Genomic DNA, 16,067 nt, shown 5'->3' on the forward strand with positions numbered 1-16,067 from the left:
TTAAATTTGTGGGGGTGATAACAAATGGATATAAAGTTTGATTTATTTCCTTTTGGCAAAACAAAAGCACTGACAATGAGTTACGACGATGGACAAATATTTGACAGAAAACTTGTTGAAATCTTTAATGAATATGGAATAAAGGGCACTTTTCATTTGAACTCTGGAAACCTTGGTAGAGAACCTTTTATCTCACCAGATGAAGTTGCAAAGCTATATGAAGGTCATGAAGTTGCTGTCCACACTAAAACCCATCCTTTCTTGGACTGTATTCCACTTGAGGCTGTAGTTGAAGAAATTTTAGAAGACAGAAAAAATTTAGAAAGATTAGTCGGCTATCCAGTCAAAGGTATGTCTTATCCTTATGGAGTATATAATGAAGAGATTGTAAATATTTTGCCAAGTCTCGGGATTGAATATGCAAGGACTGTAAACTCTCACCATGATTTTCGTATTCCATCAAACTTTTTAACATGGGCTCCAACTTGTCATCATGATGATAATTTACTGGAGCTTGGACGTAAATTTTTAGAGTATGAATATAAAGGAAAGCTAAAGCTAATGTATGTTTGGGGACATAGCTTTGAATTTGAAAGAAAAAATAATTGGCATTTAATAGAAAGCTTTTGCAAATTGATGTCTGGAAAAGATGATATTTGGTATGCAACTAACATTGAAATAGTAAGATATATCAAAGCACTGCGAAGTTTGCAATTCTCAGCAAATGGTGATATTGTATACAACCCTTCTGCTATTTCAGTGTGGATAAGTGTAAATGGTCAGTCTGTTGAGATTAAAAGCGGTGAAATTGTAAATTTGCCAGGGCAATTGTAATTTGATTTCATTGTTAACAATTTTCGTGAATCGACTCTAATAAAAATAAGGGAGGTAAACGTTTATGGCTAATTATGAGCATCGCAAAGGTACAGTTACGTTGAAAATAAGCAAAGCTGACGGCACTCCTTTAAAAAATACAGAGGTGGTTGTCAAGCAAACAAGACATAAATTTCTGTTTGGCTGCGCAGAATTCTCAGTAGTACCTTTTGCCAATAATGAGCTTCAAGGAGAAGAAAAGCAAAAAGCTGAAATGGTTTTTGAAAAGTTCTTGGACCTCTTTAATTTTGCCACTCTGCCGTTTTATTGGGCAAGATTTGAACCAGTTAAAGGCAAACCTGATACTTTGAGGCTCAAAAAAGCAGCCGAGTGGCTCGTAAGCAAAGGATGCACTGTAAAAGGTCATCCTCTTTGCTGGCACACTCTCACAGCTCCGTGGCTGCTTGAGATGAACAACCAAGAGATATTAGATGCTCAGCTTCATCGAATTCGGAGAGAGGTAAGTGAGTTTGCAGGCTTAATTGACATGTGGGATGTAATAAATGAAGTTGTGATTATGCCCATATTCAACAAATACGACAATGGTATTACAAGAATATGTAAAGAACTTGGGCGAATACGTCTTGTTCGTGAGGTCTTTGCTGCAGCAATAGAAGCAAACCCACATGGAATTTTTCTCATAAACGATTTTAACACCTCTGCAGCGTACGAAATTTTAATTGAAGGATTGCTCGAGGCAGGAGTTAGAATTGATGCAATAGGAATTCAATCGCATATGCATCAAGGGTATTGGGGAGTTGAAAAGACTCAGGAAATATTAGAGAGATTTTCTCGTTTTAACCTGCCTATTCACTTTACAGAAACCACTATTATCTCTGGCAACCTTATGCCACCAGAAATTGAGGATTTAAACGACTATAAAGTTGACGAATGGCCAAGTACACCTGAAGGTGAAGAGCGACAGGCAATGGAGGCTGCGTTGCATTACAAAACACTTTTTGCCCATCCAAAGGTTGAGGCTATCACGTGGTGGAATTTTGTGGATGGAGAGTGGCTCAACGCACCTTCTGGTTTTATAACCAAAGATGGCAGGATAAAACCCATCTATCATGAGCTTCACAGGCTTATAAAAGGTGAATGGTGGATTGACCAGGTACACTTGATTACTGATGAACATGGTATGGTAAACATTTCAGGGTATATGGGAGATTATGAAATCACATGCCAAGACAAGAAAGCCACCTTTGCCCTTGACAAAACAAACAAGTTTATTGAAATTACTCTTTGATAGTTATTCACATCATATAATTAAATGATTGAAGAAGTAAAAATATAACCCCCCTGCCAAGTAGCAAGGGGGTTTTTATTTTATTTTTTGTTTTTCAAAAATATTGGAATCTCAAATATATCGTCGTCCTGGAACAGATTCTGAAGATTACCTGCTTTGGGCAATGTAGCTTTGTGTGTTTGGGCAGATGACTGCTGTTCATTTGTTGTGTCAAAGCCTGTTGCAATGACAGTGACCTGCACCTCGTCTTTCATCTCTTCATTGAACACAATACCCATTATAAAGTTGACATTCTCATCAGCTTCGGAAGAAATAAGCTCGTTTGCTCTTTCAATTTCGTCAAGCAGAAGCTCTTCTGGATTTCCTGTATAGTTTACAAGAACGCCTTTCGCACCTTTTATTGAAGTCTCAAGAAGCGGGCTGTTGATTGCCTGTTCTAAAGCTTTGAGTACTTTCTCATCACCTTTTGCCTTGCCAATCCCCATGTGCGCATATCCCTTGTTCATCATGATAGCTTTCACATCTGCAAAGTCGACATTTATAAGCCCCGCATTCAAGATAATATCAGAAATTCCCTGAACACCCTGTCTTAGCACATCGTCAGCCATTCTGAACGCGTCGGAGATTTTGAGACTTTTATTTGTCGAAAGCATAAAAAGCCTGTCGTTTGGCACAATAATTATTGTGTCAACAATCTTTTTCAGCTCTTCTATTCCTTTTTCTGCGTTAATTCTTCTCTTTGCACCCTCACTTTTAAACGGTCTTGTAACAACAGCAACAGTTAATATCCCCAGCTCTTTTGCTATCTCAGCAACAACAGGTGAAGCACCCGTACCTGTACCGCCGCCCATTCCTGCTGTGATAAATACCATGTCTGCACCTTTTAAAACCTGTGCTATATCCTCTTTACTCTCCTCTGCAGCTTTCCTTCCAATCTCGGGGTCTGCTCCAGCTCCAAGTCCTTTTGTAATCTTCTCACCTATCTGAATCTTATAATGCGCCTTTGAACGCTGAAGAGCTTGCTTGTCGGTGTTAACAGCTATGAACTCTACACCAGAGACTCCAACATCAATCATTCTATTGACTGCATTGTTTCCTGCACCGCCAACACCAATAACCTTTAATTGAGCAACAGTCATCTTTTCTGTGTCAAAACTAATCATTGGTTTTTCTCCTCCTTAGAAAAACTCTTGTTTTTTATCAAAATGCTTCTTCGCATCTCCCCAAAATTTTGAAAAATCCTCACACCAAAAGCCACAACCGCTGCCTGGTACAGCGGAATACCAAGCATGTCGCCCATGTAGGCAAGAAGCATGGCTATGAGGGTGTTGCCCACAAATCCTGAAATAAATATGTCAATCTTAAAATCACCCTTTAGATTTGACTTTAAAGCACCAAATATGGAATCAAGTGCTGCAAGAAGACCAACCGCCACATAGGATGAATAATCTTGCGGTATGCTTATTGGGATAAAAAGCCCTATCAATATTCCAACCAAAAGAGCAATTATAAGAACTATCATCTTTTCATCAGCTTCCTTCACTCTTTATCTTTGCGTAATTGAATTTCAAGCTTCCAGTATAACGTGGAATCACAACTTTTGAAGCCTCTTCAATCTTAACCTCTATGGAAAATTCCTTTAAAAGGTCTATTATGCCCCCCCGCATCTCAAGAGAATTTTTAAGAATCTTAGGATCGCCGATTGCCTTTATTATGTACGGGGCAGAATATCTTGTGTTGTTTATACTAATGGTCGGTCCTGCACATCTTATCTCGGTTGTTGAAACCACTCTCTGGTCATTTATCGCTATTGCTTCAGCTCCTGCTGCCCGAAGTTCGTTTATCACCTGCAAAATGTCAGAGTCATGCAGCAGAAAACTGTTCGGGTCAACATTGGGCTGGGCAGGTATTTTGCTGTCATCAAGTGTAATAATGATACCGGGTCCTTCTACATCGGTAAGCCCTGCCAAAATCTTAACCTTGTCAAGTTCTTCTTTCAAAAGCTCGGTTGTTTTGCTTATACTTGCTGCTGAGTCCTGATACTCTTTGATTTTTTTCTCCAAATCATAAATCTGCTGGCGAAGGCTCACATAGCTGATTTATCTGTTCAGCAAGTTCTATGGCTCTTGCTTTTTCTAAATTTTTTAGTTCGTTGCTCTGTCTGACACTTTTTATTTGCATAGACATTAAAATCCCCAATAATAATAACAATATAGCAATAGCAACCTGACCACCTGTTGGTTTTTTAATCTTTACTTTCATATTTGTTCAATTGTCCTCCCCAATATTTGGACTAAAAGTGGCAATACCGTTAGAATTTAGTGTGATAATACCTTCAACATTTTTTGGTAACTTATCGTACACACTTTTCAAAAGTCTCAATTTGTAATCTATATCTGAACCATCTCCAAGCCTTACAGTTAGCTTGTCCATTTTAAGTTTAATATCGCTGACGTTTTTCAAAAGTACGATGAGCTCTTTTACCTTAAAAACCTTCAGTGCATTAAAACGTAAAAGACCTTGAGCTACATCAATTGCCTTTTGCAAGAGCACTTCATCTGTGACCATAATCTTCTTGCCAACTGCTGCTTGAGTTACTTTAAGCCCTTCGAACACAATCGAATCTTGTGGTAAATCTCCTTCTATTCTTATTACATACCCTTTTTTGTCGATTTCTATATACGAATTTAAATATTTTATAAGACCAACTGTCCATTTTTCGTACACATAAATTACAAGGGTATCGGGCAGCTTTCTTTTTATTTTGACATCTTCTATTTCCGGATTTTCCAAAAGTTTTTGCTTGAGCTCTTTTGTGTTCAAGCTCAATATGTTCTGGTTTTGATATTGCTGTATTATTTTTATAATATCATTTTTTTTAACTCTTTGCAAATTATGTATACTGAAATTTTTCACATCAAAGTAGTCTAAATTAAAAATAAAAAGAGAAAAAACTGCTCCTAACATTAATAATACACTAATCTTTACACTCAATCTACCCATTTTTAAATATTCACTCACCTTTTTCTCTCAAAATCTTTGCTCCAAGCAAAGAGTATTTTTCCTCTATTCTCTCGTATCCCCTGTCGATGTAATCTGCATCCATAACCTCTGTTACTCCTTGAGCAGAAAGCCCCGCTACAAAAAGTGCTGCACCACCTCTCAAATCACGTGCAAAAACTTTACAACCCCTCAACTTTTCAACACCATTTATCACTGCAATATCCTTTTCAACATGTATATCAGCACCCATTTTAACAAGTTCGGGTACGTGTTTGAACCTGTTTTCAAAGATGGTCTCCTTGATTATTGTAACTCCGCTTGCTACTGCAAACGCACTGCAAACAGGAGCCTGAAGGTCTGTGGGAAAACCAGGATAATAATGTGTGGTTATACGTAGGCCGCCTTTTAATCTTTCCTCTCTTTTTATCCAAATTTCATTCTTTAACTCTTTAATTTTGCATCCGCTACTTTTGAGTATGTGCAAAATTGAATCTAAGTGTCTTGGAAATACATTTTTTAAAACCACTTCACCGCCACATGCAGCAACTGCACACAGGTATGTCCCTGCTACAATTCTGTCAGGAATAACTTTATGGACCACTTCCTCGCTTTTTAATTTTCTCACACCCTCAATCTTAATTATGTGTGTACCTGCACCTCTAATCTTTGCACCAAGCTTATTTAAGAAATGACAAAGGTCAGCTATCTCTGGCTCTTTTGCCGCATTTTTTATTACTACCTCGCCATCACAAAATATGGAAGCAAGAATTATATTTTCTGTTGCACCAACTGAGGGAATTGGCAAAAAAATTTCACTGCCTTTAACTTTGTCACAGCGGCACATTATTCTGTTATTATGTTCAAATACCTCTATCCCAAGCTGTCTAAAAGCTGAGATGTGAAGGTCTATAGGTCTTTGCCCTATCTCACACCCCCCTGGATGATTAGATAGTTCTGCTCTTCTGAACTTGCTCAAAAGTGCTCCCATAAAAAGTACACTTGAACGCATAAGCTTTGCATACTCAGGTGGAATGGTAAATCTTTCAATTGAGCTACTATCTAACACCACTGTATTGTTTTCAAACAAGACCTTGCATCCAAGATACTTAAGAATCTCTATTGTGTGTCTCACATCAGCAATATCAGGTATATTTGTGATAATAACTTTGTTTTGGGCTAAAATAGAGGCTGTCAGTATGGGAAGTGCTGCATTTTTTGCACCTTCAACCTCAATCTCTCCCATGAGCTTTGCCGGACCATATATGATAAGTTTTTGCATTTTTACTTCCAAACTTTTATTTAGCAAACCGTCGCATATTATTTTATTCTCAAACTGCATTGGCTGTTACAAAAAACTTATTTGATATATTCCCTCAATAACCTCGCTATCTTCTCGGTTGCATCAGGTCTTCCAAGGTTTTTGCTTTTTCTCTGCATTGAAGTATATAGCTGTTTATCATATATAAGCTTTTCCAAAAGAATTCTGAGCTTATCGCCCTCAAGCTCACTTTCAAGTACCACAAAACATGCACCTTCTTTTTCTAAAGCCCTTGCGTTGTACTCTTGATGGTTGTTAACAACATACGGTGATGGAACAATTATACTTGGCTTACCAAGCGCAGTTATCTCTGAGATGGCTATAGCACCACCTCTTGAAATAACAACGTCGGCAGCAGCAAGATATTTTGGCATTTCCTTAATGTACGGGTACAGACTTATGTTTGTCCCAGCATTCAACTGTTCGGCATAACTTTTTACATCATCAAACTTCTTCTCACCTGTCGAAAGGATAAAATGTACATCCTTGTTACCTTCAAAAGACTTTGCAAGTCTTATCGCTGCCCTGTTTAGATTTTCTGCACCTCTGCTTCCACCTACTATCAAAACGGTGGTCTTGCTATCTGCTCCAATCTCACGTTTTGCCTGACTTTGATTGTAATTCAAAATCTCAAGCCTGATAGGATTTCCTGTCAAAATGACATCTTTGCTTCTTTTAAAATACTTTTTGCTCTCCTCAAAGCTTATCAAGACCTTGTCACAAAACCTTGAAATTATTCTGTTGGCAAGACCCGGAAAAGCATTCTGTTCGTGCAAAATAATCTTTATTCCAAAACTTTTTGCAGCAAACGCAACAGGAAGTGATACATACCCGCCTGTTACAAATACACAAGCTGGATTATATCGCTTCAATATCTTCCTTGCCTGCCAAAACCCTTTTAAAAACTTTGTTGCTACAGTAATATTTTCTACTTTTAGCTGTCTTTTGAGCCCTTTTACCTCTATGAACTCTATACTGTATCCTGCCTCTGGTACAATCTTTGCTTCAAGTCCTTCTTTTGTCCCAACAAAGATTATGTTCAAATGACTATCAGTCTTTTTCAGACAGTCAGCAACAGAAATTGCAGGGTAAATATGACCACCTGTCCCGCCACCACTAAATATCAATGTTTTATTTCTTTGCGTCATTTTATCACCTTGATTCTTCTTGAAATGCTCAGTAATATCCCTACACCAAAAAGATGAAACACTATTGAAGTTCCCCCGTATGTTATAAAAGGTAGTGGCACACCTGTTGCCGGCACTGAAGCTGTAACAACAGCAATGTTCAGGATTGCCTGCATGGCTATTATGCTTGTGACGCCAAACGCTAAAAGCGTGCCAAATCTGTCAGGGCTATTTAGCGCAATAACAATCCCTCTCCATACAAAAAGTACAAATAGGACTATCACAAATATTGCTCCAACAAACCCCAGCTCTTCACATAAAATTGAGAATATAAAATCTGTGTGTGGTTCGGGAATGTACAGTAGTTTTTGCCTGCTCTGACCAAGTCCCATGCCAAAAAGTCCGCCAGAACCAATTGCATACAGCGACTGAATTATCTGGTATCCCTTGTCTGTCGGGTCTGCCCACGGGTTAAAAAGCGCTTGAATTCTTTCAACCCTATACTGCTCTTTTGTTGTGAGGTAATACAAAACTGGTACAGCTAAAGTACCCATTGTGACAAAATAGCCAAGATTTAACCCCCACGCAAAGAGCATGAGCATTGAAATACCAAGTATCAGTATGCATGTGCTCATGTTTGGTTCCTTGTATATAAGTACAAAGAACAGCCCTGTTAAAAGCATTGAAATAACAAAAACTTTAAATCTCGATTTTGGTTTGTCAACACGGTCAAAGTACGTACTAAGTGTTATTACAAGAGCATATTTTGCAAGCTCTGATGGCTGAAACTGCACAGGCCCAATGTCAATCCATCTACGTGCGTTGTTCACAAGCTTGCCTATGCCCGGAATTAAAACTGCTACAAGCGATATTGCAGCTATTATATAGAGTATAACAGCAAACTTTTTCCACACTCTGTAGTCAATTTGACTTGTTATATACATTACTATTAAACCAAGCACAAGACCTATTATTTGTTTTTTTAAAAAATAGTAACTGTCGTGAAACTGATAATATGCGTAGTAATAGCTTGCGCTAAATATCATCACAACCCCGATTAGCGAAAGCAAAAGAGTAATATACAAAAGCGGATAGTCAATCATCTTCTTTTCCATTTTCAAAATTCACATCCCTGTTGTCAAAAGCTCATTTACATATTCTTTAAACATCCTGCCTCTTTGCTCATAGTTTTCAAACATATCCCAGCTCGCACATGCAGGTGACAGAAGTACAATATCACCATTTTGTGCACATTCAAAGCTCTTTCTAACTGCTTCTTTCAAGGTAGACACAAGCTCAAAGTTTTTATACCCAATCTTTTCAAGCTCACTGGCAATCTTATGTTTTGTCTGACCGAGCAAAAATACTTTCTTAACCTTTTTGGCAACTAAGCTTGCAAACTTTTCAAAACTTTCTCCTTTGTCATACCCACCGGCAATTAAAATTATTGGACTCTCAAAAGCTCTGAGTGCTTTTTCGGCTGCATCGGTGTTTGTGCCTTTTGAATCGTTATAAAATTTTATGCCATTTATCTCTGCCACAAACTCTATCCTGTGTTCAACACCTCTAAAAGTTTTGAGAACCTGCTCAATGGTATCTTTTTCTATTCCAAACGGCAAAGTGCAACTAATTGCCGCAAGCGCATTTTCTAAATTGTGTTCTCCTGGAATAAATATCTCATCTTTTTTCATAATCTCTTGTGTTTTACCTTCAAAAGTAAAATAGATTGTATCTTTTTCGACAAACACCATATTTTTAAACTGAGACTTGTTCTTTGAAAACACTATCACATTTCCCTTTGCCAACCCAATCAAGTCACGAGTTATGTTGTTGTCATAGTTGAGGACTGTATATCCCATTTCATCAATATTTTCAAATATTCTCATCTTTGCTTTTATATAATTTTCCATTGTCATGTGCCTGTTCAGATGGTCAGGAGTGATATTGAGAATACATCCAACCTTTGGTTTAAAGTACTTAATTGTTTCAAGTTGAAAACTTGATACTTCAAGTACAAAAATGGTATTTTCACTTGAAGTTTCTATCGTATCAATAAATGGAAGACCAATGTTGCCGCATACAACCACATCTTTATACTGCTTTTTTAAAATCTCTCCTACAAGAGTTGTGGTTGTTGTCTTGCCATTTGTCCCAGTGATTGCAACTATGTTTTTACTTTTGCAAAACCTGTACGCAAGTTCAATCTCACCAATAACCTCAATGCCCTTTTTGTGAGCAAGCACCAAAGGTCTTTTGCTAAGTGGCACTCCAGGACTTACAACAACAAGCTGGACCTTGTCAACAGCCTCATCAGGAATTTCACAATAATAGATTTCATCAAGTAGCTCTTGTGCACAATTTCTATCTTCTTTTTTGAACTGGTCTTCTGCTTTTTCATCAAAACCTATCACAAAAGCGCCCTGTTTTTTTAAAAACCTTGCAGAAGCGAGTCCACTTCTGCCAAGACCTACCACCAGAACATTTTTCCCTTTTAAATCCAATTTTAAAAACCTCCAACTCCTAAATTTTCAGCTGTATCATTGCCAAGGCAAGAAGGCAAAACAGAATTGTAAATATCCAAAACACAACAACAACCTTTGCCTCATCCCAGCCCAAAAGCTCAAAGTGATGGTGCAAAGGTGCCATTCTAAATATCCTCTTTTTTGTGAGCTTAAAATACAATACCTGAAGCATTACTGATACCGCTTCTATTATATACAGCCCGCCTATAACCAAAACAAGTACAGGCTGTTTCAGCATCACGGCAATTGCAAAGATGCTTCCACCAAGCATCAAAGAACCTGTATCTCCCATAAACACAACTGCCGGGTGTGCATTGTACCTCAAAAATCCCATGCAGCTTCCCACAATAGCTCCGCTAAATATTGCCATATCATGGTTTCTTGAAAATATAGAGATGATGGCTAAAAACAAAGAAACTATCATTGTCACGCCGCTTGCCAAGCCGTCAAGTCCATCTGTAAGGTTCACAGCATTTACAGTGAAAACCATTAAAACTGACATCACAGGAACATATGCCCATTTTAAGTCAATGTACTTATTTACAACTGGCAGGTAAACGTCACTTCCCAAGTGCTTTTGTATGACATACAAAAAGGCTATGCTGATTAAAAATTGAAGTACCAGTTTTTCACGTGCACGAAGACCCAACGACCTTTTTAACACTACCTTTATAAAATCGTCTATAAAACCTATAAGGCCAAACGCAACTGTGGCTATCAGAGGTGCTCCAATTGCAGGATACTTTTTGTAGAAAATTAGCGATGTTACAATAATAGCAAGACCTATAACAAGCCCTCCCATTGTGGGTGTTCCGCTTTTTTTATGGTGTGTTTTTGGTCCATCATCGCGCACAACCTGACCAAATTTTAAATATTTTAAAAAGGGGATTACAATTGGCATGACAATTAAAACAATCAAAAATGAAATTATTATTGCAAGTATTGTGTCAATGTCAAGCATCTTTTATCTCTCCTTGAGAAATTCATCTACAACTTCATCCAGTTTTATACCCCGCGAAGCCTTAAAAAGGATTGTGGAATTGCTAGTAACTTCTCTTTTCAAAACATCTAAACACTCATCTTTTGTGACAAAATACGCTTTTGTTCCATCTTTCTTTTTTACTTCATCGAATATATAAAACGCATCTTTCCCTGTGCATATTACAACATCTATTGGCTTTTGCAATATGTATCTGCCAACTTTCCTGTGTTCCTCTTCAGAAAACTCGCCAAGTTCAAGCATGTCGCCCAGCACTAATATCTTTTTGCCGTCAAACTCACATATGCTGTCTATGGCAGACAGCATCGAATGTGTGCTTGCGTTGTAAGTATCATCTACAATGGTAATACTTCCTTTTTTGATAACCTCAAACCTTCTTTTTAGCCTCTCCTTTTGACGGATTGCTTCTTTTATAAGCTCCCTGTCTACCCCTAAAATTGTCCCCACTGCAATTGCAAAAAGAGAATTATAAATGTCATGAAAATTAAAGCTTTCTATAAAATAGGTGTAGCCTCCTACCTCAAACGAAAATCCATTCTGATGTCTTTGCACGTTTTGCGCCCTGAAATTGCTCTCGTTTTCAATCCCAATGGTGACAACCTTTCTTTTGAGTTCTTTTTTGTGAAGGTTTAGAATGTCATTGTCGTTGTTTATAATCAATATCCCACTTTCCGGCATTCCATCCTGAATCTCTGACTTTGCAAGAAAAATGTTGTATCGTGATTTTAAATTTTCAATGTGGGCAATACCAATATTTGTAATTACCCCAATATCAGGTTTTGCAATTTGGGATAGTTTAGAAATCTCACCAAAATTACTCATGCCCATTTCAAATACAGCTACCTGTGTATCTTCTGGCATGTTCAGAATAGAAATTGGAAGACCTATGTGGTTGTTAAAGTTGCCCTGGTTTTTAAAAGCTTTGTACCTCAGGCTCAATACATTGAATATATACTCTTTTGTAGAGGTTTTGCCCACGCTTCCAGTAACTCCTACAACCTTTAAGTGGTTTAATTTTCTTCTTACATAACAAGCCAAACTTTGCAGGGCCAAAAGCGTATCTTCTACCTTAACATAAGGTACTTTTAAATCATCAAAGTCTTTCTGAGAAATAAACGAAATTGCATCGTTTTGCAGTGCTTCTTTAATAAAATCATGCCCATCAAATCTGCTTCCTTTTAAAGGAATAAACAAAGTATCTTTTTCTATATTTTTGCTATTAATCGAAAAATTTTTAACAAGAACATCACCAGAAAAGTTTCTAAGTTCGCCATTTATAGCTGTTGCTATCTCAGAAAGCCTCAGGTTCATTCTCTTAGCTCCTTTAAGATATCTTTAACTATTTTTCTCTCATCAAACGGTATAGTTCTATCTTTTAAAATCTGGTAAGTTTCATGTCCTTTCCCGGCAAGGACAATAAAATCATTTTCCTTTGCGTTCTTTATGGCATATTTAATAGCCTCATACCTGTCGGGTATGACCACATACTCAACATTTGTCTTTCTTATCCCTTCCAAGATATCAGCAATAATCTTGAGCGGGTCTTCTGTTCGCGGATTATCAGATGTAACAATCACAAAATCTGCCATCCTGCCAGCAATCTCACCCATAATTGGTCTTTTTGTCCTGTCTCTGTCCCCCCCGCATCCAAAAAGCAATACTTTTCTTCCCTCTGCCACCTCATCTACTGTTTTCATAAGATTTAAAAGCCCGTCAGGTGTGTGTGCATAGTCAATCACAATTGTAAACCTTTCGTTTGACTCAACTATCTCAAATCTGCCTGGCACAGCTTTTAAATCTTCTAGACCTTTTTTTATTGTATCAAGTTCAATGCCAAGCGAAATACAACATGCTGCAGCAGCCAGGCTATTGTAAATTGAAAAAAGTCCCGGGATGTTAAGTGTTATCTCTTCTTTTTTGCCATTGTACCACAGCTCGAATTGATTTTTGTTAACAAAAAGTTTAACATTTTTTGTACAAACCTGGGCATCGCTGTCTTTAGCATATGTTACACAGTCAGGATACATTTCGATAATCCTTTTTCCCCAGCTATCGTCGGCATTTACAACCCTTTTTTTGCTCATCTCAAAAAGCTTCAGTTTTGCAGCAAAATAATTTTCCATGGTTCCATGAAAGTCTAAATGATCCTGAGTGAGGTTTGTAAAAACTCCAACGTCAAAATCACAGTCATACACACGATAAAGCTCAAGAGAGTGTGAAGAGACCTCCATCACAACACTGTCAACACCCTCGTTTTTCATCTGCCAAAAGAGCTTTTGTAGGTCATAAGACTCAGGCGTTGTATGCTGAGCCTCAATTTCTTTGCTACCTATCATATTCTTGATTGTACCAATCAACCCTACTTTTTGCGAATTTGCTTCAAGGATAGACTTTATCATAAATGTTGTTGAAGTTTTGCCGTTTGTACCTGTCACACCAATAAGCAAAAAGTCTTTTGATGGATGACCAAAAAAGTTTGCAGACATCACAGCAAGGGCTTTACGTGTATTTGAAGTCTTGATATAATCAATCTTCCCATCAATTTTAGATGTGTCAAAAAACTCATCCACAACCACTAAACGTGCACCATTTTTGATTGCTTCATCGATATATTCATGACCATCTGTCTTAAAACCTTTTATACACACAAAAGCACAGCCTTCTTTTGCATTCTTTGAATTGTACGCAATATCAGTTATGTCTTTATCAAAATCCTTAACATTTGTTTCCAAAACGCCGATATTCTCAATCAAATCCTTTAATTTCAAGAAGTCTTCACCCTTTCTATTCTGCATTTTCTTTGTCGGCAATTTCAACCTCAACAATCGAACCTATCTGAACTTTTGTTCCTGGCTGTGGATTTTGTCTTATAATCTTTCCCTTTATTCCCTTTATTTTTATGTTGAGAAGACTATTTGAAAGTACCTTTTGTGCATCCTGTGAACTCAAGCCCACTACGTTCGGAACATCTACAGTTGTTTGAGATACTTGCTGGGTAAACAGGACTATAGTCGAACCTTCTTTTAACATAAACCCTGCCTTTGGTACCTGGTCAATTACTTTGTTACCACTACCTATGATTTTAGCGTTGAACCTGTTATTGCTGATTTCTCTTTTTGCATCTTCAATGCTCATCCCTATTGTATTTGGCACTATATATTCTTTATAGAATTCTATCTGTTTTAGCTCTTCAGCTGTGTACTGTGGCTGGATATCTAAATATCTTAGTATATCATTTAATAAATCTCTTGCAACCGGTGCGGCTATAAGACCTCCATAATAAAGTGAAGGGTCAGGCTCATCTATAATGACAAGCACCGACACCTCGGGATTGTCGGCCGGTGCAAACCCTCCAAACGACGCTATATACTTTTTAGAGGTTTTGTCGTATTTTTGCGAAGTTCCTGTTTTCCCTGCAACTTTATAGCCCAGAAGATAAGCATTGTGCCCTGTTCCATTTGTCACAACAGACTGAAGTATGGTCTTGAGCCTTCGCGCAACATCTTGGTCTAAAACTCTTCTTTTTAGTGGTGTGTCAAAAGATTTAATCAGCTTCTTATCCTTATCGTAGATAGCCTTTACAACATGAGGTTGGACCCACACACCGTCGTTTGCAACTGCATTTATCATGCTAATAACCTGAATAGGTGTTGCTGAAATTCCCTGGCCAAAAGAAATTGTTGCAAGTTCAACAGGCCCAACTTTACTCAGTGGCTGAACAATCCCTTTTGCCTCACCGGGAAGGTCTATACCTGTTTTTTGCCCAAATCCAAAAAGGTTTATATATTTATAAAGTTTTTCTTTCCCAAGCCTCTGACCTACCTCTATGAACACAGGATTACATGAATTTTGAACACCCTCAACAAAGTTTTCGCTACCATGCGGGTTGTAATACCTCCAGCACTTTAATATTGCATTTGCAACCTTAACATATCCCCTGCAATAAAACTGGGAATTCTCATTTACAACCCCTTCTTCAAGACCTGCAGCTGCAGTGACTATCTTAAATGTCGACCCGGGCTCGTATGTGTCTGTCAGTGCTCTGTTTCTCCACATTGATTGGACTATTTTGTTTTTCTCTGCTTGAGAAAGCTTATCAAAATCAGGAAACCTATCTTTGTATATGAGCTCAAATGGTTTATTTGGGTCAAAATCAGGTTTTGATGTCATGGCTAAAATCTCGCCTGTTTTGACCTTTTCAACAATTATGGTCACGCTTTTTGCTTTGTTATCATAAAGCGCTTTTTGTGCATACTTTTCAGCAAAATGTTGAATTGTCTCATCAATTGTAAGCATTAGGTCATATCCATCAATAGGTTTTTTAAAAAACTCTTCTGAAAATGGAGCAGCTCTGCCACTTGCGTCAGTCTGGGCTGAAATGGCACCGGGCTTGCCGCGAAGATACTTGTCATAATAAAGTTCAAGCCCAGAAAGTCCCTGGTCGTCAATCCCCGTAAAACCAAGAACCTGAGCCAGAAAATTGCCGTTTGGGTACACCCTTTTTGTGCCGCCCGTCAAGTAAATCCCTGGCAGAGCATATTTTCTTATTCTATCTGCCTTTTCTTTGTCAATATTGCGTGCTATGTAAATGTCTGAAACTCCTTTTGTATTGAGCTTATTCAAAATCTTTTGATAGTCCATCTGCAAAATACCAGACAGCACTTTAGCTGTCCATTCTTTGTCTTTAATCTGATTCAAAGATGTAACAACTGTCTCAGCTGTAATTGACATTGCCAAAATCTTGCCGTTTCTGTCTACAATGCTTCCTCTTTTAGGTGCGACAAGTCTCTCCCGCGTCCATTGGGAAAAAGCTCTTTTCTTGAGCTCTTCGCCTTTAATTAGCTGAAGATAAAAAAGTCGTCCCACCAGCAATACAAAGCTTAAAAAAAATACTGCCATTACAAAAAGGATTCTTTTTTTTATCTTTATAGACGCTTCTTTCAAGTCTTATTTCCTCCAGCTTCTTGGGTCTTAA

Annotated in this window: 13 protein-coding genes and 1 pseudogene; 2 read left to right on the plus strand and 12 right to left on the minus strand. The window is 37.9% G+C overall.

Features of this window, described 5'->3' with window-relative positions:
- The first annotated feature begins 24 nt into the window (after window positions 1–24).
- Window positions 25–834 (plus strand): polysaccharide deacetylase family protein, encoded by an 810-nt coding sequence (locus OTK01_RS09470; RefSeq protein ID WP_029229115.1) that lies wholly within the window; start codon window positions 25–27, stop codon window positions 832–834.
- A gap of 64 nt (window positions 835–898) precedes the next feature.
- Entirely contained in the window at window positions 899–2,122 is a 1,224-nt protein-coding gene (locus OTK01_RS09475; protein WP_029229116.1) for an endo-1,4-beta-xylanase, read from the plus strand.
- An 80-nt stretch (window positions 2,123–2,202) separates the two neighbouring features.
- Here the strand turns inward: OTK01_RS09475 and ftsZ are convergent, their stop codons facing one another.
- The 12 genes and pseudogenes from ftsZ to OTK01_RS09540 form a co-directional block, all read right to left on the minus strand.
- Window positions 2,203–3,285: a cell division protein FtsZ gene (ftsZ, locus tag OTK01_RS09480; RefSeq protein WP_013433136.1), complete on the minus strand. Its 1,083-nt coding sequence runs from the start codon at window positions 3,283–3,285 to the stop codon at window positions 2,203–2,205.
- Complete coding sequence (locus OTK01_RS09485; RefSeq protein WP_013403769.1) at window positions 3,282–3,644, minus strand: small basic family protein; 363 nt, start codon at window positions 3,642–3,644, stop codon at window positions 3,282–3,284. Before OTK01_RS09485 ends, ftsZ begins: the two co-directional genes overlap by 4 nt.
- Window positions 3,645–3,651: 7 nt before the next feature.
- Window positions 3,652–4,384, minus strand: a pseudogene (locus OTK01_RS09490) (DUF881 domain-containing protein).
- 6 nt (window positions 4,385–4,390) lie between these two features.
- Window positions 4,391–5,125 (minus strand): cell division protein FtsQ/DivIB, encoded by a 735-nt coding sequence (locus OTK01_RS09500; protein WP_029229117.1) that lies wholly within the window; start codon window positions 5,123–5,125, stop codon window positions 4,391–4,393.
- 10 nt (window positions 5,126–5,135) lie between these two features.
- Complete coding sequence (murA, locus tag OTK01_RS09505; protein ID WP_029229118.1) at window positions 5,136–6,404, minus strand: UDP-N-acetylglucosamine 1-carboxyvinyltransferase; 1,269 nt, start codon at window positions 6,402–6,404, stop codon at window positions 5,136–5,138.
- A 77-nt stretch (window positions 6,405–6,481) separates the two neighbouring features.
- On the minus strand, window positions 6,482–7,591 hold the full coding sequence (gene murG / locus OTK01_RS09510) for an undecaprenyldiphospho-muramoylpentapeptide beta-N-acetylglucosaminyltransferase (protein WP_029229119.1): 1,110 nt from the start codon (window positions 7,589–7,591) through the stop codon (window positions 6,482–6,484).
- The gene (gene ftsW, locus OTK01_RS09515) at window positions 7,588–8,673 is read right to left on the minus strand and encodes a putative lipid II flippase FtsW (protein ID WP_029229120.1); all 1,086 of its coding nucleotides are present in this window, start codon (window positions 8,671–8,673) and stop codon (window positions 7,588–7,590) included. Before ftsW ends, murG begins: the two co-directional genes overlap by 4 nt.
- A gap of 21 nt (window positions 8,674–8,694) precedes the next feature.
- Window positions 8,695–10,071: a UDP-N-acetylmuramoyl-L-alanine--D-glutamate ligase gene (gene murD / locus OTK01_RS09520; protein WP_029229121.1), complete on the minus strand. Its 1,377-nt coding sequence runs from the start codon at window positions 10,069–10,071 to the stop codon at window positions 8,695–8,697.
- A gap of 19 nt (window positions 10,072–10,090) precedes the next feature.
- Complete coding sequence (gene mraY, locus OTK01_RS09525; RefSeq protein ID WP_013433143.1) at window positions 10,091–11,053, minus strand: phospho-N-acetylmuramoyl-pentapeptide-transferase; 963 nt, start codon at window positions 11,051–11,053, stop codon at window positions 10,091–10,093.
- A gap of 3 nt (window positions 11,054–11,056) precedes the next feature.
- The gene (locus OTK01_RS09530; RefSeq protein ID WP_029229122.1) at window positions 11,057–12,403 is read right to left on the minus strand and encodes a UDP-N-acetylmuramoyl-tripeptide--D-alanyl-D-alanine ligase; all 1,347 of its coding nucleotides are present in this window, start codon (window positions 12,401–12,403) and stop codon (window positions 11,057–11,059) included.
- Window positions 12,400–13,887 carry a UDP-N-acetylmuramoyl-L-alanyl-D-glutamate--2,6-diaminopimelate ligase gene (locus OTK01_RS09535; protein WP_084694654.1) on the minus strand — a complete coding sequence of 496 codons (1,488 nt, stop codon included), beginning with the start codon at window positions 13,885–13,887 and terminating at the stop codon, window positions 12,400–12,402. The genes OTK01_RS09530 and OTK01_RS09535 overlap by 4 nt, the downstream gene beginning before the upstream one ends.
- Window positions 13,877–16,036: a stage V sporulation protein D gene (locus tag OTK01_RS09540; RefSeq protein WP_029229124.1), complete on the minus strand. Its 2,160-nt coding sequence runs from the start codon at window positions 16,034–16,036 to the stop codon at window positions 13,877–13,879. Before OTK01_RS09540 ends, OTK01_RS09535 begins: the two co-directional genes overlap by 11 nt.
- Window positions 16,037–16,067 lie beyond the last annotated feature (31 nt).

Origin of the sequence: Caldicellulosiruptor acetigenus (assembly GCF_026914305.1) — a bacterium.
GTDB lineage: Bacteria > Bacillota > Thermoanaerobacteria > Caldicellulosiruptorales > Caldicellulosiruptoraceae > Caldicellulosiruptor > Caldicellulosiruptor acetigenus.